This window comes from Thalassospira mesophila (assembly GCF_002115755.1).
In the GTDB taxonomy this organism is placed as follows: domain Bacteria; phylum Pseudomonadota; class Alphaproteobacteria; order Rhodospirillales; family Thalassospiraceae; genus Thalassospira; species Thalassospira mesophila.
In genome coordinates, this window is record NZ_JFKA01000013.1 from 29,307 (window position 1) to 47,119 (window position 17,813).

At 53.1% G+C, this 17,813-nt stretch carries 17 protein-coding genes; 2 read left to right on the forward strand and 15 right to left on the reverse strand.

Going from position 1 to position 17,813, the window contains the following annotated elements:
* Position 1 precedes the first annotated feature (1 nt).
* Positions 2-559 (reverse strand): peroxiredoxin, encoded by a 558-nt coding sequence (locus tag TMES_RS19295; protein WP_085585619.1) that lies wholly within the window; start codon positions 557-559, stop codon positions 2-4.
* 153 nt (positions 560-712) lie between these two features.
* Here TMES_RS19295 and TMES_RS19300 point away from each other — a divergent pair, with 153 nt between their 5' ends.
* Positions 713-1,873, forward strand: a complete 1,161-nt coding sequence (locus TMES_RS19300) for an iron-containing alcohol dehydrogenase (protein WP_085585621.1) — start codon at positions 713-715, stop codon at positions 1,871-1,873.
* Positions 1,874-1,932: 59 nt separating this feature from the next.
* Here the strand turns inward: TMES_RS19300 and eutC are convergent, their stop codons facing one another.
* The 7 genes from eutC to TMES_RS19335 all read right to left on the reverse strand — a co-directional run bounded on the left by eutC (position 1,933) and on the right by TMES_RS19335 (position 8,916).
* Positions 1,933-2,742, reverse strand: a complete 810-nt coding sequence (gene eutC, locus TMES_RS19305) for an ethanolamine ammonia-lyase subunit EutC (RefSeq protein ID WP_245835518.1) — start codon at positions 2,740-2,742, stop codon at positions 1,933-1,935.
* Positions 2,742-4,133, reverse strand: a complete 1,392-nt coding sequence (locus TMES_RS19310) for an ethanolamine ammonia-lyase subunit EutB (RefSeq protein WP_245835519.1) — start codon at positions 4,131-4,133, stop codon at positions 2,742-2,744. Before TMES_RS19310 ends, eutC begins: the two co-directional genes overlap by 1 nt.
* 252 nt (positions 4,134-4,385) lie before the next feature.
* Positions 4,386-5,369, reverse strand: coding sequence for a TRAP transporter substrate-binding protein (locus TMES_RS19315; protein ID WP_158091275.1), 984 nt, complete (start codon positions 5,367-5,369; stop codon positions 4,386-4,388).
* 18 nt (positions 5,370-5,387) lie between these two features.
* The gene (locus tag TMES_RS19320; protein ID WP_085585627.1) at positions 5,388-6,728 is read right to left on the reverse strand and encodes a TRAP transporter large permease; all 1,341 of its coding nucleotides are present in this window, start codon (positions 6,726-6,728) and stop codon (positions 5,388-5,390) included.
* Positions 6,729-6,756: 28 nt separating this feature from the next.
* Entirely contained in the window at positions 6,757-7,272 is a 516-nt protein-coding gene (locus TMES_RS19325) for a TRAP transporter small permease subunit (protein ID WP_085585629.1), read from the reverse strand.
* The gene (locus tag TMES_RS19330; protein WP_085585631.1) at positions 7,269-8,006 is read right to left on the reverse strand and encodes an HpcH/HpaI aldolase family protein; all 738 of its coding nucleotides are present in this window, start codon (positions 8,004-8,006) and stop codon (positions 7,269-7,271) included. The genes TMES_RS19325 and TMES_RS19330 overlap by 4 nt, the downstream gene beginning before the upstream one ends.
* Before the next feature lie 88 nt (positions 8,007-8,094).
* Entirely contained in the window at positions 8,095-8,916 is an 822-nt protein-coding gene (locus tag TMES_RS19335) for a carbon-nitrogen hydrolase family protein (protein WP_085585633.1), read from the reverse strand.
* Between the two features lie 129 nt (positions 8,917-9,045).
* On the opposite strand from TMES_RS19335, the gene TMES_RS19340 reads away from it, so the two are divergent.
* Entirely contained in the window at positions 9,046-9,723 is a 678-nt protein-coding gene (locus TMES_RS19340; protein ID WP_158091276.1) for a GntR family transcriptional regulator, read from the forward strand.
* A gap of 60 nt (positions 9,724-9,783) precedes the next feature.
* Here the strand turns inward: TMES_RS19340 and TMES_RS19345 are convergent, their stop codons facing one another.
* The 7 genes from TMES_RS19345 to TMES_RS19380 form a co-directional block, all read right to left on the reverse strand.
* A complete protein-coding gene (locus TMES_RS19345; protein ID WP_085585637.1) occupies positions 9,784-10,551 on the reverse strand; it encodes an SDR family oxidoreductase in 768 nt (255 codons plus the stop codon).
* Between the two features lie 506 nt (positions 10,552-11,057).
* Positions 11,058-11,984, reverse strand: coding sequence for a ribokinase (rbsK, locus tag TMES_RS19355; RefSeq protein WP_085585641.1), 927 nt, complete (start codon positions 11,982-11,984; stop codon positions 11,058-11,060).
* 15 nt (positions 11,985-11,999) lie between these two features.
* Positions 12,000-13,085 carry an aldose 1-epimerase family protein gene (locus TMES_RS19360; RefSeq protein ID WP_085585643.1) on the reverse strand — a complete coding sequence of 362 codons (1,086 nt, stop codon included), beginning with the start codon at positions 13,083-13,085 and terminating at the stop codon, positions 12,000-12,002.
* 14 nt (positions 13,086-13,099) lie between these two features.
* Complete coding sequence (locus TMES_RS19365) at positions 13,100-14,092, reverse strand: ABC transporter permease (protein ID WP_085585645.1); 993 nt, start codon at positions 14,090-14,092, stop codon at positions 13,100-13,102.
* Between the two features lie 10 nt (positions 14,093-14,102).
* Positions 14,103-15,080 carry an ABC transporter permease gene (locus TMES_RS19370; RefSeq protein ID WP_085585647.1) on the reverse strand — a complete coding sequence of 326 codons (978 nt, stop codon included), beginning with the start codon at positions 15,078-15,080 and terminating at the stop codon, positions 14,103-14,105.
* An 11-nt stretch (positions 15,081-15,091) separates the two neighbouring features.
* A complete protein-coding gene (locus TMES_RS19375) occupies positions 15,092-16,594 on the reverse strand; it encodes a sugar ABC transporter ATP-binding protein (protein WP_085585749.1) in 1,503 nt (500 codons plus the stop codon).
* An 86-nt stretch (positions 16,595-16,680) separates the two neighbouring features.
* Positions 16,681-17,727 carry an autoinducer 2 ABC transporter substrate-binding protein gene (locus TMES_RS19380; protein ID WP_085585649.1) on the reverse strand — a complete coding sequence of 349 codons (1,047 nt, stop codon included), beginning with the start codon at positions 17,725-17,727 and terminating at the stop codon, positions 16,681-16,683.
* Positions 17,728-17,813 lie beyond the last annotated feature (86 nt).

Here is a 17,813-nt window from a genome sequence, read left to right on the forward strand (position 1 = left end):
CCTAATTCTGATCCAGCCATAAAAGAATTTCATCGGCATGGTTTTCGGGCACCGTAACCGGATAAAATACATGGCGAATAATGCCATCCCTGATCGCCAGCGTTAAACGGCGCAGCAACGTCATGCCATCTACCTGGAAAACCGGCAATCGCAGTGCGGTTGCCAGTTCAAGGTTTTCATCACTTAAAACCGCAAACGGTAAATGCAGACGATTGACCATTTCAGCCTGATAGCCGGTTGACTGTGTGCTAAGGCCAACAACATCGGCCCCCTTTTGCTGTAATTCGCGGTAATGATCGCGAAAGGCGCAGCTTTGCGGGGTACAACCGCGCGCGCCGGGGATAACATCCCAGTCCGTCGGGGCAGGTGTGTCGGGTGAACTGGTGCGCGGATAACAATAAACAATCAACCAGCCGGGGCGAGTCACAGCAAAATCAAACCCGGTACCGTCAGTGGATGGCAGGGATACACCGGGCATCGCCATGCCAACCAAATGGCGGCATTCATCATCGCCGGGTGTATCTGCGTGATCAGATTTCAGGTTATCGGCAATAGTCATTTATCAGCCTTTATCTTCATAGCGATCACGATCAAACCGCGACAAAGTATAACCCGGCATTTGTTGCAACATATAATGGTTTAGGGTCAAATAGCGCAAAATGGCCGTCGGCAAAGCCTGCTGCCCAAAACATATAAATATCAGGAGGGAATAATGACCAGCAACGCGTTTGGTTTTACCACTGTGGCCGACATTTTTGTGGAATGGGGCGGATCAAAACAACTGGGTGCGTTGCTTGCAAGCCGTTTTGACGCGCGCCGGGCCTTGCTGATAACGGATCGTGGCCTGATTGACGCGGGCCTGATTGCACCGGTAGAAAAATCGCTCGTCGCGGCAGGATTTAACGTTACCCTTTTTGATCAAGTGGTTGCCGACCCACCCGAAGCAATTGTGCTGGGCTGTGCCGATATGGCGAAAACAAAACAGATCGATATTGTGATTGGCCTGGGCGGCGGATCGTCGCTTGATATTGCCAAGCTGGTCGCGGTTCTAATTACCAATGAACAACCGCTGACTGAAATGTATGGCATTGGCAATGTTAAGGGAAACCGATTACCGCTGGCTTTGGTGCCGACCACTGCGGGTACCGGGTCAGAGGTAACAAATATTTCCATTATCACCACCGGAGAAACGACCAAGATGGGTGTTGTTTCGCGCCAGCTTTACGGTGATTTTGTTTTGCTTGACGCGGAATTGACCGTGGGCTTGCCGCAAATTCACACCGCGGCCACCGGCATTGATGCCATGGTACATGCCATTGAAGCCTATACATCCAAATTCAAAAAGAACCCGTTATCCGACGCGCTGGCCCGCGAAGCCCTTCGGTTGTTAAGCGACAATCTGATCGCAGCTTGCAAGGACGGCACAAACCGTGCAGCGCGCGAAAAAATGTTGTTAGGCGCGATGCTGGCCGGGCAGGCATTTGCCAATTCGCCCGTCGCGGCGGTGCATGCCCTGGCCTATCCGCTGGGCGGGCATTACCATTTGCCCCACGGGCTGACCAATGCGCTGATGCTGGGACCGGTATTACGCTATAACGCCAAAGTCGCCGCCCCGCTTTACGCCGAACTGGCCGATGTGATGGCAGTACCCGGAACGGGCAATGTTACAGCGCGATCAGATGCGTTTGTCGCCCATATGCTGACGTTAATGGATGAAAGTGGCGCACCGCGACGATTACGCGATGTCAATGTGACAGACAACAGCCTGTCGATGCTGGCAAAAGATGCGATGAAACAATCGCGCCTGCTGGTCAATAACCCGGTTGAAATTACCGAAGAAGATGCACTGGCACTATACCGCGAGGCATTTTAGGCCGCCATTACCCCAAAGATAAAACCCCGACAGGTTATCACCGTGCCGGGGCTATGGGTTTATTCCGGTAAGGCAAGCGTGGTTTCGACCAGATTGCGGGCGGTAAAATTATCCTTGAGCTTTACACCCGAAAGGCTGTTTTTACGGCATTCGGTCATTAGATAAACCAGCTTGTGCGCGGCATCGCATACCGGGAAGCCCGCAGGGCGAATATTGGAAATGCAATTGCGCTGGGCGTTGCTGCATCCCGGTTTGGGTGCAAAGGTTAGATACGCGCCCAGACTATCGGCACTGGAAAGGCCGGGACGTTCGCCGATTAAAACCACGCTGATTTTGGCCTTCACCCGGCTGGCAATTTCGTCGCCTAGTGCCACCCGGCCCTGATGGGCCAAAATAACCGGGCCAATCGACCAGTCATCGCCCAAAAGTGCGATGGTCTGGCGGACCATATCGGCCCCGTTTTCGTGAACGGCACGCGCAGACAGCCCATCGGCCAAAATGAACACAACATCGGGTGACGTGTTGGCACCCGCATTGTTCGCGGCATCGAAAAGGCCGGTTTCGCTTTGCGCATTAAGTTTGCGGCCATAATCGGGGCGTTGCAAAAATTCTGCCCGGTTGGCAGCGCGCGATTGCACCGTGATAACCGGTAAATTCAACGGCGCCAGATTTCCCGCCACCATTGCCGCGTCAAACGGCATATGAACGGAATCACGCGCGCGGGCATGGGCCATTTGAAATTCCAGCAACTGACTGGTCGGCAGGCCATCGCCGACCCGGCCAAGACCGATGCGCGCACTGGTATGCACGCGCAGACGCGACCATGGATCCAACCGGGGGACGTTGGGATTATCATCAGCCATGCTCATTATGCCGCCCCCGACCATGCCAGCAAATCCTGCGTCAGGCTGCCATCAAGTTTGGGGCGGGTGCGCCCGCTTTGATCAAAAATTTCCATTTTGCGCAGCCACTGGGCAAATTCGGGTGCTGGCTGTAAATTAAGGGCAGATCGTAAATACATGGCATCATGAAAGCTGGTGCTTTGATAATTCAGCATGATGTCATCTGCGCCGGGCACGCCAATGACAAAGTTGGTGCCCGCCACGCCTAACAGGGTAAGCAAATTATCCATGTCATCCTGATCAGCTTCGGCGTGGTTGGTGTAACACACATCCACCCCCATCGGCACGCCTAACAGCTTGGCACAAAAATGGTCTTCCAGCCCGGCACGGGTAATTTGTTTGCCATCAAACAGATATTCCGGGCCAATAAAACCAACCACGGTGTTAACCAAAAGCGGCGAAAACGCCCGGGCAACGGCATAGGCCCGTGTTTCAACGGTTTGCTGGTCCAGCCCTTCATGCGCATCGGCCGATAATGCTGCCCCCTGCCCGGTTTCAAAATACATCACATCCTTGCCAACCGTACCGCGATTAAGCGACGACGCCGCCTGTTGGGCTTCGGCCAGCAACGCCAGATTAATGCCAAAGCTGTCATTGGCGGACTGGGTACCGGCGATGGACTGAAACACCAGATCGACCGGGGCATTGCGGTTCATCGCCTCGATCGCGGTGGTAACATGGGATAAAACGCAGGACTGGGTCGGAATTTGCAGCCGTTCGCGGACATCATCAATCAGTTTTAAAAGTTCGATCATGGCATCGGGGCTATCAGTCGCCGGGTTAATGCCAATAACGGCATCGCCTGCCCCGTGCATCAACCCATCGAGAATAGAGGCCGCCACCCCGGCAGGATCATCGGTGGGATGGTTGGGTTGCAAACGAACGCCCAGATGGCCTTCCAGACCGATGGTGTTGCGAAACGAGGTAACAACCCGGCATTTGCGGGCAACGGCGATCAAATCCTGATTGCGCATTAATTTGCTAACCGCTGCCACCATTTCCGGGGTCAGGCCAGGTGCCAAGGCCTTAAGTGTGGCCGGGGTTGCATCATCGGATAACAGCCAGTTGCGAAAATCGCCCACGGTGAGCGACGATACCACCATAAACGCTGTATAATCGTGGCTATCCATGATCAGGCGCGTGACTTCATCACGTTCGTAAGGCACCAGTGCTTCGGACAGGAAACGTTTTAAGGGGATATCGGCCAGCGCATAGCGCGCAGCGACCCGTTCTTCGTCGGTTTCGGCGGCAAGGCCTGCCAGCAAATCGCCCGAGCGCAGCGGGCTTGCCTTGGCTAGCACCGTTTTCAAATCAGGAAATGTAAACCGGTTAAAACCGGTGCCGGATGCAGAATGCAAGATTGCAGCCTCCTGATGATATCGGACGTTTTGCGGCATGGTTAAGACCGCCGCAGATATAAAGATTTCAATTCTATCAAAAGAATGATGCCGGGCTTTGCACCGCGCCGGAATGGACTATCTGGTACAAACACTTGTGTTAAAAATTCAGCAGTTTGAAATCAAACCAACAATATGATTATAAAACAGGCAGGGCCTTAAAAAACCGGTCCCGGCAATGGCAAATACCGCCATGCCGGGACCGGCAACGTTTTATTTAGCGGCGAATTTGGCGAGAATTTCGTCAGCACGCGAACCGGTTTTTGCTTTCCAGTCATCGATTACCGGCTGTGACGCAGATGAAAGGGTTTGGGCAAAATCAGCATCAACCTTTTCAATCACAGTCATGCCGTGCGAGCGCAATTCGTCATATTTGGCGGCCTGATTTTGGCGAATTTGGGTGGCGCGCCATTCGGTGGCTTCTTCACCGGCCTGCATCACGGCTTTTTGCAGTTCCGGCGGCAGGGAATTGTAAACGTCCATGTTCATGTGAACAAAGGTCAGCGGCATGGCATAATTGATCTGGGTGAAAACGCTGGTGTAATCCCAGAAATTGGCAGCGGCCCCGCCGTCAACCCCGGTCAGCACGGCCGAGATAGAACCGGTTGCCAACTGCGGCACCACGTCGGACCACGAAATTTGCAGCGGCGATGCACCAAGGGCATCGAGCACGCGGGTGCCGGTGGCATCATAGGTGCGAATGCGCAGGTTTTTCAAATCGGCCTGTGATTTAATTTCGCTTTCCGCCCAGATCCCCGACGGATCGATCCAGCCTGCGTGGATTAGTTTCTGGTCGTATTTTTCGAATACTTTTTCGTAATAAGGCCGGGCGATTTCCCACAATTTACGCACATCGTCAAAATCCTTGGCGACGAAGGGCAGCGAGCTTAGCAAAAAGATCGGATCGACACCGGCCAGCGTGCCGCTAACCGTGGTGGCAATCGGCAATGCGCCATCGGCCACTGCGAAAAGATGGTCTTTTTCGCGAAAGCCGAGTGCGGCACCGGAATGAATGGTAATAGCGATTTTACCACCCGACAGTTCCTTCAGCCGGTCAGCAAAGAAAACGTCGGTTTTGGTGTTGATGGAATTGGGGCCATATTCGGTGGACTGGTCCCAGTTATATTCGGCGGCCTGTGCCTGGCCCAGACATAACGGGACAAACGCAACAGCAGCGAACAGCATTGATTTGATCATTTTTGAAGCCTCCATTTTTTAATTAAAGAGCGTATTTGGCAGATACATGACGATTTCCGGGATGAAGTAGAAAATCGCCACGCATAGACACATCAGAAAGCAGAACGGCAGGGCATAAAGCGCCATGCGCGAGATCGGCACACCGGAAATTGAATGGATAATCATAAGGTTAAAGCCAACCGGCGGGGTGATTTGGCCAACCTCGACCATGATCACGAGATAAATCCCAAACCAGATCGGATCGATGCCAAGCCCCTGCACGATGGAAAACAGGATTGGCAGGGTCATCACAATGATGGAAACACCATCGAGGATCATGCCGAGGAACAGGAAGAACACCGAGGTCAGCAAGATGAACTGGCCAGGCGAAATGTCTGATCCGACGATATAATTGGCAAGTTCGATCGGGATATGCAGATAACCAAGGGCGGTAGAAATCAGCGATGCCGCAATCACCACGGTAAAAATCATGATGCTGGTGTGCAGGGTGCTCATCAGGGAGGACTGAAACACTTCCCATGTCAGCGCACGGGTAACCGCGGTTAACACCAGCACGCAAACCATGCCGATACCAGCAGCCTCAGACGGGGTTGCCAGACCGGTATAGATCGAGCCCAGAACCAGACCGACAATCAGCATGATCGGCGCCAGATCCTGCAGGCTGTTCCACAGGGTATAGCGTTCGGTCGGTTCCTCAGCCGGGGCAACTTCGCGATATTGCGGTGACCCCGGCGCGTTCTGGTCGCCCGAAATCAGGCAGCGAATGGCAACGTATGCCGAAAACATAATGGCGATAAAAATACCGGGCAGGATACCGGCAGCAAACAACCGGTCAATCGGCACCTCGGCCAAAACACCATAAACAATCATGACAATGGACGGCGGAATAAGCAGGCCCAAGCTGCCCGACCCGGCCAATGAGCCCAGCACCAGACTTTCGCGGTAATTTTTATTGCCCAGTTCGGTAATGGTGATTTTACCGACCGTGGCCGTGGTTGCGGCACTGGACCCGCAAATGGCCGAAAACAACGTGCAGCCAAAGACATTGGAATGGATTAATCCACCTGGCAACCGCCCGACAATGGGGGCCAGGCCGCGAAAAATGCGCATCGAAATATCGGTTTTAAGGATCAGTTCACCAATCCAGATAAACAAGGGAATGGCGGAGAGTTCCCACGACCCGGCGCTGCGCAAAATGATCGAGCCAAAAATATTCATGACCCGGTCAAGCGGCATGTGGCCCAGAAACATCAGCGAACCTGCCGCGACCAGAATAAGGCCGACATAAATCCAGATGCCCGATGCAAGAACCAGTAGAATGGCGGCCAGAACAACCGCGGCAGATGTTAACGGGTCCAATTTAACCTCACCTGAAGCATTGGCTTTTTTAAGCCTTTAGTGATTTTTCGGTATGTACCAGCACGTTGACCGCCAGCCGCAGGATGTAAAACCCGAGGCCAAGAATGATCAGCGATTGCGGTATCCACAGCGGCGTTTCGGAAAAACTGGAACTGGTAATTCCAAAGCGCAGATTGCGGGTGAAAATGTTGTAAAGCGCGCCAAATAACAAAAGACAGGCCGCCAACGCCGCCAGATTGGCAAAGGCATCGGCGATTTCGCGCCCGCGTGGTCCCAGAATGTTTTTAAGCAGGTTCACGCGGATCAACCGGTCTTCGGTGTGGCTTGCGGCAAGGGCGAGAAAAATCATCGCGCCCAACGCATAACCCACAAATTCTTCCAAAACGAAGGTCGATGTATCGAAGAACGCGCGCAGCACAATTTCCAGCGCGATATGGCACAGCATATAAACAATCAATGCCGCCGAAACCCACGATAACCAGCGCCCCAGCCGGGTCATGCCCCCGTCAAGACGCGCAATGAAAGACGTGCTTTTTTCCGTCATTTTCCAGATATCTCGTTCATGTCGTTCATGGCCGTTTTCAGCCCCTGAAATATCGCGCCGTGCTCCATAATCAAAACGGAATATCCGGCACCGTTATTATGGGCGAACGCCTTTTCTTCGGGGCTCCATGCGGGCAACGCCCAAACCTTGCCGCTGGCTGTGGCGGCCGCGGCCACCTTGGCGAGATCGTCAAAGTCGCCCGGTTTACGCGAATAGGCACCCCGTTCGCGACGCAGTGACAAATCTGACGGACCAACAAAAACACCATCCACGGTGGGCAAGGACAAAATGCCTTCGATTTCTTCAATCGCGCCGTGATCTTCGATCATGGGATAACAACGGGTTTTGGTATCCTGGGTGGCAACCCATTCGTCATTAAACCCGGTATAGGACGATGTGCGCCCGCCAGCAAAGCTTCTGTCACCCAAGGGCGGGAATTTGGCAAAGGCACAAATTTCTTCGGCGTGGGCCTTGCTAAGGATATGGGGGATAACAACCGCATCCGCCCCAAAATCAAGCGCTTGCTGGATTGGACCGCGTTCGGGGCCCAGCACCTTTGCCAGCACTTCAAAGCCAATGGCCTTTAAAAACGGGATCAAGCGTTCAAGGTCCTGCAAGTCGAACGAACCATGTTCGATATCAAGAATAATAAACTCGTACCCGGCAAGCCGTGCCATTTCGGCGGCAGCAAAATTGGGCGATGACATCCAGAAACCGTATTTGGAAGCGTTCATTGCAGGACCTTTTTTATATCGTCAAATGGTGGCGTGAGGGCGTTTGAAAGACGTAACGGTGCGCCCGGCATGGACGCACCGGTGGGGGTTACGCGGTTTTCAAATCGTAAATATCGGCGCGACGGTTGCCCAAAGATGGCAATTCTTCGCGGGTTTTGGTCTGCATCGAAAAATCCAGATCGGCAATGGCGTAGCCAACCTTATCGGCCATGCGGGTCAAAACATTACCCCACGGATCGATAATGATGCTGCGACCATTGCACGCCCCAGCGGGCGGATACGGGCCGAACTGCCCCGGTGCGATAACAAAGCACTGGTTTTCAATGGCACGGGCGCGCAACAGCACATCCCAGTGATCGCGCCCGGTATAAAGGGCGAAAGCGGCCGGAACGAACAGGATTTTCGCACCCTGAAGGGCCTGCAAACGGAACAATTCCGGGAAACGAACATCATAACAAATCGACAGGCCCGCTTTGTGGCCATCGACCTCGCCCATGACAATATCTTGTCCCGGCATGACGGTATCTGATTCGCGATACGTGATCCGACCCGGCAGATCGACATCATAAAGATGCAGCTTGTTATATTGCGCAACCACCTTGCCATCGCGCCCGAACAGGAAGCTGCGGTTATTGCAGCGGGCAGGATCTTCGGTTTGAATGCGGATCGAACCTAACAGAATGTTGACACCCAGTTCAGCCGCAAGGGCCGAAAACCGTTGGGTGGTGGGGCCGTCTTCCGGTTCGGCGGATGCAAGGGCACCTTCTTTCGGGCCCTGGTAATCGGTGTATTCGGGCAAAGCAACCAAATCGGCCTTATCAGCCGCCGCCTCGCGCACCAGCTTTTCAGCGGTGGCAAGGTTTACTTCCTTATCGTCCTGAGAGTTCAACTGGCAGATGGCGACACGCATTTTTTGTCCTTTTCGAGAAACGTTATTCACCGTGTATACATGACATGTACAAAAAAAATATTTCGTTGTCTACCCCGTCTGTGTGGTGTAATTCTGCTTTGGGACAAAAACGAACCCGAACGAGGAAACATGACGCAAGCAGCCCGCAAGACAAAAAGCACGGAAGACGGCCCCAAAAGACCGGCCAAGGAACTTGTCTATGACTATGTTCGGGGGAAAATTTTAAATGGCGAATGGCGCGGCGGTGATTTCATCGAAGAAAAAATCGTATCGGACGCGGTTGGCGTGTCGCGTACACCGGTGCGCGAAGCCCTGCACCGTTTGCAAAGCGACCATTATATCAGCCTGACGCCCCGGCGTGGCGCGGTGGTGCGGCAAATTACGGCACAGGAACTGATTGAAGTTTATGAAAGCCGCCGTTTGATTGAAACGCACGCCATGCAGCGGATTTGCCAGGAACGCTTGCCGATCCCCACCGTTTTGCGCGATTTATACGAAAAAATGTGCGTTACCAGCAAAAGCCAGGATTTTGTCCAGCGCGCTGAATATGATCAGGCATTTCACCGCAGCATCGTTGCCACCATCAATAATGCGGTTTTAGTTGAACTTTACGGGTCCTTGCAGGTGCGCCAGCAACGCGTTGCCATTGCCGCCATGCGGGTACAGCCCGCGCGCGCCGAAACAATTGATCAGGAACATCACGACCTGATTGTTGCACTGGAAAATTTTGATGAAGATTCCGCCATTGGCATTATTTCGCGCCATTTGCGCCCGGTGCTCGATGTGGTTTCGCGCTTGCCGGTGTAATGGGGCAAACCTGACGACCATCATCAATGGTCGCCCGGATGCTGGCGGGTTTGGAAATGTTTACAGCGAAATACTGATCCCGCCATCGACAAACAAAGTGTGACCATTAACAAAGCTGGCAGCGTCCGAACCTAAAAACACAGCCGCCCCTACCAGTTCATCAACATTGCCCCAACGCCCGACCGGGGTCCGTTTTGCCAGCCATTCGGAAAATTCAGCATCATTGATCAGGGCTTCGTTCAGCGGAGTTTTAAAATAGCCCGGCGCAATAGCGTTGACGCGCAAGCCATATTTGGCCCAATCGGTTGCCATGCCACTGGTAAGGTTGCGCACAGCCCCTTTGGTCGCAGTATAGGGTGCAATACCGGGGCGGGCCAATGCACTTTGCACCGAGGCCATATTGATAATCCGCCCAGCCCCCCGCGGGATCATTTTTTTGGCAACCGCCTGACCAACATAAAACAGGCTGGAAATGTTGGTTTGCATCAGCTTTTCCCACTGATCAAGCGGGAAGTCCTCCAGCGGCGTGCGAAACTGCATCCCGGCATTATTGATCAGAATATCAATTTGGCCGTGATCCTGCTCGATTTCGTCTATCGCATTAGAAACAGCAGATGCATCGGTGACATCAAAAATTGAAACTGCAATATCAGCACCCTCTGCCCGCAATTCGTCGGCAGCGGCGTGGGTTCTTTCCGCGTTGCGACCATTAATCACAACTTTGGCCCCATGCTGTGCCAATCCGCGCGCCAGCGCATAACCAATCCCCTGCCCCGATCCTGTGATAAGGGCGCGGCGTCCGGTAAGGTCAAACAGGGGAAAAGACATGGTGGCTCCTTGGGAATAATTCGCGGTCACGATATGTGGTAATCATCACACCATTGATGGCGCACAACTTCAAGATGCGAATAGCCGATGAAGGTTAAAACATCCCCACCCCCAGAATGCTCTATACCATCGCGTCACAAACACTTGTTCATGTTTGCGGTTTTTGGCGAGCCAAATCTGCCTGTTTTTCCAACAAAGCGGGCATTATTTAAGGTATAATGAATATAGCTTAATCGCCCAACAATCCCGGGAAGGACGAAACATGCGAATTTTTGCTATCGCCATTTTAGGGCTGTTCGTTTTGGCGGGTAATATTCCTGCATATGCACATCAGGTTAGCGTAACCGTTGAACCGCAAAAGGTCGAACATGGTGGCGGGTGCCGAAAAAGCTCGCCCCCCGGTCAATGTTGCCATATGGACAACAGCACTGGCAGCGTTCATTGCCACTAAAATAATCAGGCCCTGGCTATGCCAAGGCCTGAATTAAACATCCATAGCGTGTGACTTAAAGTGCCGCGCAGAACTTTTCAAATTCTTCGACCGAGGCATAGGATTTTTGGGTGCCCGGTCGGGTAATGCTATCGGCAGCATAGCGCACGGCCATGTTAAGGGCGGCCTTAACATCGTGGCTTTCAACATAATAGCGCGCAAAACTACCGATAAAGGCATCGCCTGCGCCTGTGGTATCAACCGGTTTGACCGAAACCGGATCAACATGCACCGCGTCATTATCGCCATCGATTAACAGTGCGCCATCGCCCCCCAGCGTCACGATCACGGTTTTAACACCACGTGCAATCAGGCTGCGTGCGGCCGCTTCGGCATCGGCCAGCGAATTAACTTCCATGCCCGAAATGGTGGCAAGTTCGGTCTGGTTTGGCACCAGAAACGTTGCCTTTTCGATTTTGCTGCTATCAAGATCGACAGGGGCCGGGGCCGGGTTTACCAGCGTTTTAATGCCGTGTTTCGCGCCAAAGGCAACGGTGTGATAAACCGTTTCCAGCGGCACTTCGAGCTGCATCAAAATAAGGTCGCATTCCTTTAGCGCATCGGCGGCACGGTCGACATCAGCCGGAGACAATTCCGCATTGGCCCCCTTGACGATCAGAATGCAATTTTCACCTGACGCATCAACAAAAATGGGCGCAACACCACTTGATGTGCCCGGAACACGGTCGACAAACCGGGTATCGATGCCGGAGTTTTCAAAATTACGGATGGTGTTGTCGGCGAAAATATCGTCGCCAACTTTGGTCACCATCATCACATCAGCGCCAAGGCGTGCCGCGGCAATCGCCTGATTGGCACCCTTGCCGCCACAGCCCATTTCAAAACGCGGGGCTTCGATGGTTTCGCCGGGCAACGGCATCCGATCGGTATAAGTGATCAGATCGACCATGTTGCTGCCGACAATGGCAATTTTACCAGCCATATTAGTTCTCCTGATTTACAGCGAGCGGATCGCTTGTTCGGCCACATCGCTGTCGGCACGGGTTACATAGCCAAGACGCACGGAATAATGCCGGCTTTCGCCACTTTGCAGCGAAATCACATTGCCCTTGCCCTGTTCGGCGCTAAAGCCCTCGGGCTCGCAGGTTGACGGCAAGGCAAATGCGCACACCTTCTGATCGGGGTTGGCCATAACCCAGCGCACGGTTTTGGGAAAATCGTTGGTGTTATAGGTGATATGGAAGGCATCGCCTTCGACCCTGCGCATCATATAGGATGTGTTGCCATTGGCGTCGGCCTTGCCATTGCGAATGTAAAACACCTGTTCGGGGTCGTAGCGGTGCGGTTCGCTCATGGTTTCCATTGCCGCCGGGTTTGCCGCCAGAGTTTGCAAAAAGGCATCATAATCGGGGTTCCGCGGCACGTGCGCCGGAACCTCGGTACGGACAATGGTTTCATCGGGCGTGAATTTTGCCGGTTGAATGATCCGGCCCCCTTCGCAAAACGCGAAATTGACGTGGCACATATACATCAGGTCCATGGCCGCACCCGACAGGTTTTCAACATTCATCTGAATATCGAAAAGCGTTGAATCGGGCCGCAAAACCACACGGGGACGGGCCATGTAATGGGCACCAAAACCCATGACATATTCGCGCGTACCGGTGACGGCCATATAGGCCCCTTCATCATCGGACCCAAATTCGATAGAAGCACTATCCATTGGCGCGCACGGCATTTCGCCGTGTAATGGATGGGTGTCGGTTGGCCCGGGGCAGCCATTGGTCAGAAGGCCGGAATGAAAAGCAAAACAGCCATAGGTGCCGACAATCACATCCGCCGGGCGCGGCATACGGAACATGTTTTGCATGGTCAGATCGACACCGTCAAACACGGCATCCCAGATCATTTGCCCCATATAGGGCAAAATCACCAGATGCCCGCGCCCGTTTTTCAAGCGGATCGCTTCGATGCCGCTTTCATAACGAAACAGGCTGGCCGACATGTTGCCATGGGCCGCAATGACCTGTTCGGCATCGCCGAAATAGCTTTTGCGCAGATTGATTTGGGTCGAAACACTCATCTTTTCTGCATCCCTTAACGTGTACGATTTTTATAGGCGTTAATCGCGATGACCAGCAACAAAAACACACCCCAGATGAAATCGATCAGATGGTTGGAAAAGCGTAAAATCTGAAAGCCGCTAGACAGCAGCATCAACGCCGTAACCGCAATCGACACACCCAGAACCGTGCCCCGGCCACCGGCCGGATTGGTGCCGCCCAGAACCGCAATCAGCACCGCCTGAAGCAAATAGGACGTCCCATAATCGGACTTCGCAGCATTGGTGCGGCCCGACAGGATGATCCCGGCGATGGATGCCATGACACCGGTGAGCATATAGCTCATCAATACCATTTTTTCGCGTTTCAAACCGGCAAACAAGGCAGCCTTGGGGTTGGTGCCAATCAACATCAGATTGATGCCAAAAGTCGTGCGGCGCAGGATAAACGCGATCAGGCAGGCCAGCACGATAAACAGCACAAATGGTGTTGCCAGACCCAGAATTTTTCCATTGCCAATAAAGGCCCAGGCATTGGGAAAGCCAACAATGGCGGGGCCACCGGTCATAACAATGGCAAGGCCGGTGAATATTTGCCCGGTGCCAAGGGTAGCCAGAATTGGCGTAATTTTAAGCCGGGTAATTAACAACCCGTTTAATGCCCCGGCGACAAGGCCCGTGCCCAGCGCAATGACCGCGCCCAACAGCACAATACCAAAACCGGTATCAGCAACACCGGCATCGGTGGCGAATTTTTTAAACATCACCCCGGCAAAAATGCCCGACAGATTGGCAATGCCAATGACGGACAAATCAATACCGCCGGTCAACATTGCAATCATCATCGCAATCGATAACAGGCCCAGTTCGGGAAAAATATAGGTGATGGATTCAAAGTTGTAATACCGCAGGAACTTGTCGGGGCTAAGTGCTGTCATAACCACAAAGATCAGGATCGTCATCGCGATCAGCTGAACGATGTTATTGTCCCGGTTGAGCAGGCTGCGAAAATCCATTTGACGTTTCATATCGGCCTCCTCACGCGTTCGCACGGCGGTCACGCCATGCCGTGATGGCTGTGGCAATGACAATGATGACACCGACAACAACGCGCTGCCAGGTGGTATCGATTTTCATAATGATCAGGCTGTTTTTAACCATCACCAGCATAAACACGCCCAGCATCGTGCCCAGAACCGAACCGCGCCCGCCAAAAATGGAGGCCCCGCCCAGAACAACAGCCGCAATCACGTCGAGCTCCAGCCCGACAAAATCGCGCGGATTGGCAAGCCAGATCATGCCGCTATGAAGCAAACCGGCAAAACCAGCTAAGGCCCCGGCAACGCAATAAATGAAAAACGTGATTTTACGAATGTTAAAGCCAACCCGGCTTGCAGCCTCCGGGTCGCCGCCCAGGGCATAAACCCCACGGCCAATCATGGTATGGCGCAGCACCAGATGCAGGGCAATGGCCAAACCGACATAAACCAAAATCATCGCCGTCAGGCCATAGGTGCTGCCATCGGCTTTGACCATGTTAACGATATCGGATTTGCCAAATTCAATCAGCGCATCGGGCATTTTGTTAATGTTGATCATGCTGGTGCCAACCACACCTAACAAAAACCCGCGCACCATGCTGCCCGTGCCCAAGGTCACGATCAGCGGTATCATGCGAAATTTATAAACAAAAAACGCATTCAGGCAGCCAAACAGCGCCCCCATTGTGGCCGCCGCAACAAATGGCAGAAGCACCCCGTCATAGTTGAAATAGATCATACCCTTGACGGTCAGATACATTGCCGCAACGGCAAAGGCGGGGAAGGAAACATCGATCCCGCCCGATATCATCACCAGCAAAACGCCCAGCGCCATAATGCCAATAATGACATTGCTGCGCAGAAGGCTGAACATATTGTCCAGGCTCCAGAAGGCGGGGTTGACCAGCCCGATAATGACCATGGCAAGCACAAGAATGCCCGCGATGACCACCTCTGATTTTTGAAACCAGGTCATCGAGTTTTTCCTCACGTTAAGTTCTTGAGCTTGTCACTGATCTGGTCTTCGGAGGTTTCGGCAGACGCCATTTCCTCGACGAAGGCCCCACGGTGCATCAGGACAATACGGTTACAATTATGGACCAGTTCCGGCACGTCATCAGATATCATCAACACGGCCAGCCCTTCTTTTTGGGCCAACTCGCGAATGATGCGATGGATTTCGGCCTTGGAACCCACATCAACGCCCACGGTCGGGCCGTTGAGGATCAGGAATTTTGCATTGGTCAAAAGCCAGCGGGCAATCACCACGCGCTGCTGGTTGCCGCCCGACAATTCCTTGACCAGTTTTTTGCCGGTCGGGGTTGCGATCTGCATATCGCGGATCATGGTATCAACCCAGTCTTCCGCTTTCTTTTGGTCAATCAGCAAGCCCGGCGCCAGCTTTTCATAGCTGGTTGATAATATATTGCGATCAATCCCCTGGGTCAGGAACAAGCCTTCGCTAAGCCGGTCTTCGGGCACATAGGCAATACCGGCATGGATCGCATCTTGCGGCGTTGCCAGTTTGGTTTCCTGCCCGCTAATGGCGATTGATCCGCTATAACCCGGCATCATACCAAACAGCGCCAGTGCCAGTTCGGTACGGCCAGAGCCCAAAAGCCCGGAAACGCCAACGATTTCACCCGGGCGAACCGACAGATTGATATTGTCAAGATCGCTACCAAACGACAGGTTTTGTGTTTCAACCCGTGCAGGCTGCGACCCGTATTGCGCCTGATCCCAGACATAGGGTTCGGAAATAATGTCCAGTCCGGTCATATGGCGCGTGATCAGGGCTTCGTCAAAGTCGCGGGTTGGGCCGTCGGCCACTTTCTCGCCATTGCGAATAACCGTAATATGATCGCTGATTTCCAGCATTTCGCGCATTTTATGGCTGACAAACAAAATGGCAATGCCGCGCGACTGGATATCCCTGACAATCCGGAAAAGGGTTTCGATTTCCTTGCCAGTCAGGGCGGTTGTCGGCTCGTCCATAATGATCAGACGGGCATCGGACATCAGCGCACGGGCAATGGCCACCAGCTGCTTGCCAGCGGTTGAAAGTTTTTCAACATCTGTATCAAGGTCAAGCTCGACGCCAAGGCGGCTAACCGCTTCTTTGGCGATTTCGCGCATGCGACGCCAGTTCAGAATATGGCGTTGTTCGCGCAACTGCACGTTCATGGCCAGATTTTCAGCCACGGTCAAATTACCGAACAGCGAAAAATCCTGATAAATAACCTGCACGCCATGCTCGATTGAGGCCATCGGCGACAGATGTTCAACCTTGTTGCCATCAATCGAAATTTCGCCGCCATCGGGTTGATATACACCCGACATGACCTTGATCAAGGTCGACTTTCCCGACCCGTTTTCACCGGCCAGACAATGAATTTCGCCTTTGCGGATCGTCAGCGAAAGATCGTTAAGCGCGACAACACCAGCAAATTCCTTGCGGACATTTCGCAATTCAATAAAATTTTCAGACATGACAAGCCCGTCAACGTGAAACAAAGGGCCCAATTTCAAAAATAAAATGAAGGCGCCCAACCGGACGCCTTCATCATCTGATGAAATCAGAAGTTATACTTGTCCATGTTTTCCTTGGTCACGCCAACCCAGCCCTGACCATAAACAAGGTTGGCATTGCCACCTTCAGGAGTGCTGAGTTTGGTGTAACCCGGCAGGCCAAGATCCAGACCAGCTTTGATCTGATCACCTTTGCCATCAAGCGCCATTACAGCCAGCATGTTCATGGCATAACCGGCAACTGCCGGGTCCCAGAACTGGATATACTGAATGTCGCCATTTTCCAGGTATTCACCAGCAACCGAAACCAGACCGGTACCGGCAAAGTGCAGCTTGCCCTGCAAACCGCGCTCGGCAATCAAACGACCTGCACCGGCAGAAGTCGGCATCGGCCCCCCGACAATACCCGACAGATCCGGGTAAGTGGTCAGGGTTTCTTTAAGTTTGGTGTAATCGGTGTTGGCATCGTCATAGGTTTCCAGACGTTTGGTTACCATTTCCATATCCGGGAAATGTTCTTTCTGGTACGCAACCGCACCATCAATCCATTCATTCTGGGACTTGGACGTCAGGCTGCCAACGGTAGCGACATATTTGCCCTTGCCGCCCATCGATTTACCCAGAACTTCCATCAACTTGGCACCATATGCCTTGTTGTCGAAAGCTTCGAGGATGTAATCGGCATTTTTAAGGTTTGAGGCTTCGTGTGCGATCACAACAATGCCACGATCGCGGGCTTTTTTCAAAACCGGTTCAACCGCTTCGACCGAGAACGGCACGATATTAATGGCGTCCACACCCTGTGCGATCAGGTTTTCAACCAGCTGCACCTGGGCTGCGGCATCTGCTGCACTCGGCCCGACCATCCAGGTATCGTGGCCGGTATCTTTGCCAAACTGTTTGACGCCTTCACGCATGCGGTCAAACCAGGCAATGCCGTCAACCTTGACCACGGTGGCAATGGAATATTCCTTGCCGGTGGCTTCGGATGTAAATTTCTGGATAATATCCGGCGTTTTTACCGCTTCGTCGGCGTGGGCTGCCCCTGTTAACAGGGTCCCGGCGACGACAAGCGACGAAAGAAGCTTGTTCATTAGTTACCTCCAAATTGTAATCGTTTTTTATGTGGCAGTTTTCTGCATCTTGTTGGCATAGATCGCAAGAGCGCGATTTATACGGT

What these genes read in the sequence shown, in the direction of transcription:
- TMES_RS19295 (WP_085585619.1), bottom strand. Translation starts at nt 559, where the DNA reads ATGACTATTGCCGATAACCTGAAATCTGATCACGCAGATACACCCGGC.
- TMES_RS19300 (WP_085585621.1), top strand. Translation starts at nt 713, where the DNA reads ATGACCAGCAACGCGTTTGGTTTTACCACTGTGGCCGACATTTTTGTG.
- eutC (WP_245835518.1), bottom strand. Translation starts at nt 2,742, where the DNA reads ATGAGCATGGCTGATGATAATCCCAACGTCCCCCGGTTGGATCCATGG.
- TMES_RS19315 (WP_158091275.1), bottom strand. Translation starts at nt 5,369, where the DNA reads ATGATCAAATCAATGCTGTTCGCTGCTGTTGCGTTTGTCCCGTTATGT.
- TMES_RS19325 (WP_085585629.1), bottom strand. Translation starts at nt 7,272, where the DNA reads ATGACGGAAAAAAGCACGTCTTTCATTGCGCGTCTTGACGGGGGCATG.
- TMES_RS19330 (WP_085585631.1), bottom strand. Translation starts at nt 8,006, where the DNA reads ATGAACGCTTCCAAATACGGTTTCTGGATGTCATCGCCCAATTTTGCT.
- TMES_RS19335 (WP_085585633.1), bottom strand. Translation starts at nt 8,916, where the DNA reads ATGCGTGTCGCCATCTGCCAGTTGAACTCTCAGGACGATAAGGAAGTA.
- TMES_RS19340 (WP_158091276.1), top strand. Translation starts at nt 9,046, where the DNA reads ATGACGCAAGCAGCCCGCAAGACAAAAAGCACGGAAGACGGCCCCAAA.
- TMES_RS19345 (WP_085585637.1), bottom strand. Translation starts at nt 10,551, where the DNA reads ATGTCTTTTCCCCTGTTTGACCTTACCGGACGCCGCGCCCTTATCACA.
- rbsK (WP_085585641.1), bottom strand. Translation starts at nt 11,984, where the DNA reads ATGGCTGGTAAAATTGCCATTGTCGGCAGCAACATGGTCGATCTGATC.
- TMES_RS19360 (WP_085585643.1), bottom strand. Translation starts at nt 13,085, where the DNA reads ATGAGTGTTTCGACCCAAATCAATCTGCGCAAAAGCTATTTCGGCGAT.
- TMES_RS19365 (WP_085585645.1), bottom strand. Translation starts at nt 14,092, where the DNA reads ATGAAACGTCAAATGGATTTTCGCAGCCTGCTCAACCGGGACAATAAC.
- TMES_RS19370 (WP_085585647.1), bottom strand. Translation starts at nt 15,080, where the DNA reads ATGACCTGGTTTCAAAAATCAGAGGTGGTCATCGCGGGCATTCTTGTG.
- TMES_RS19375 (WP_085585749.1), bottom strand. Translation starts at nt 16,594, where the DNA reads ATGTCTGAAAATTTTATTGAATTGCGAAATGTCCGCAAGGAATTTGCT.
- TMES_RS19380 (WP_085585649.1), bottom strand. Translation starts at nt 17,727, where the DNA reads ATGAACAAGCTTCTTTCGTCGCTTGTCGTCGCCGGGACCCTGTTAACA.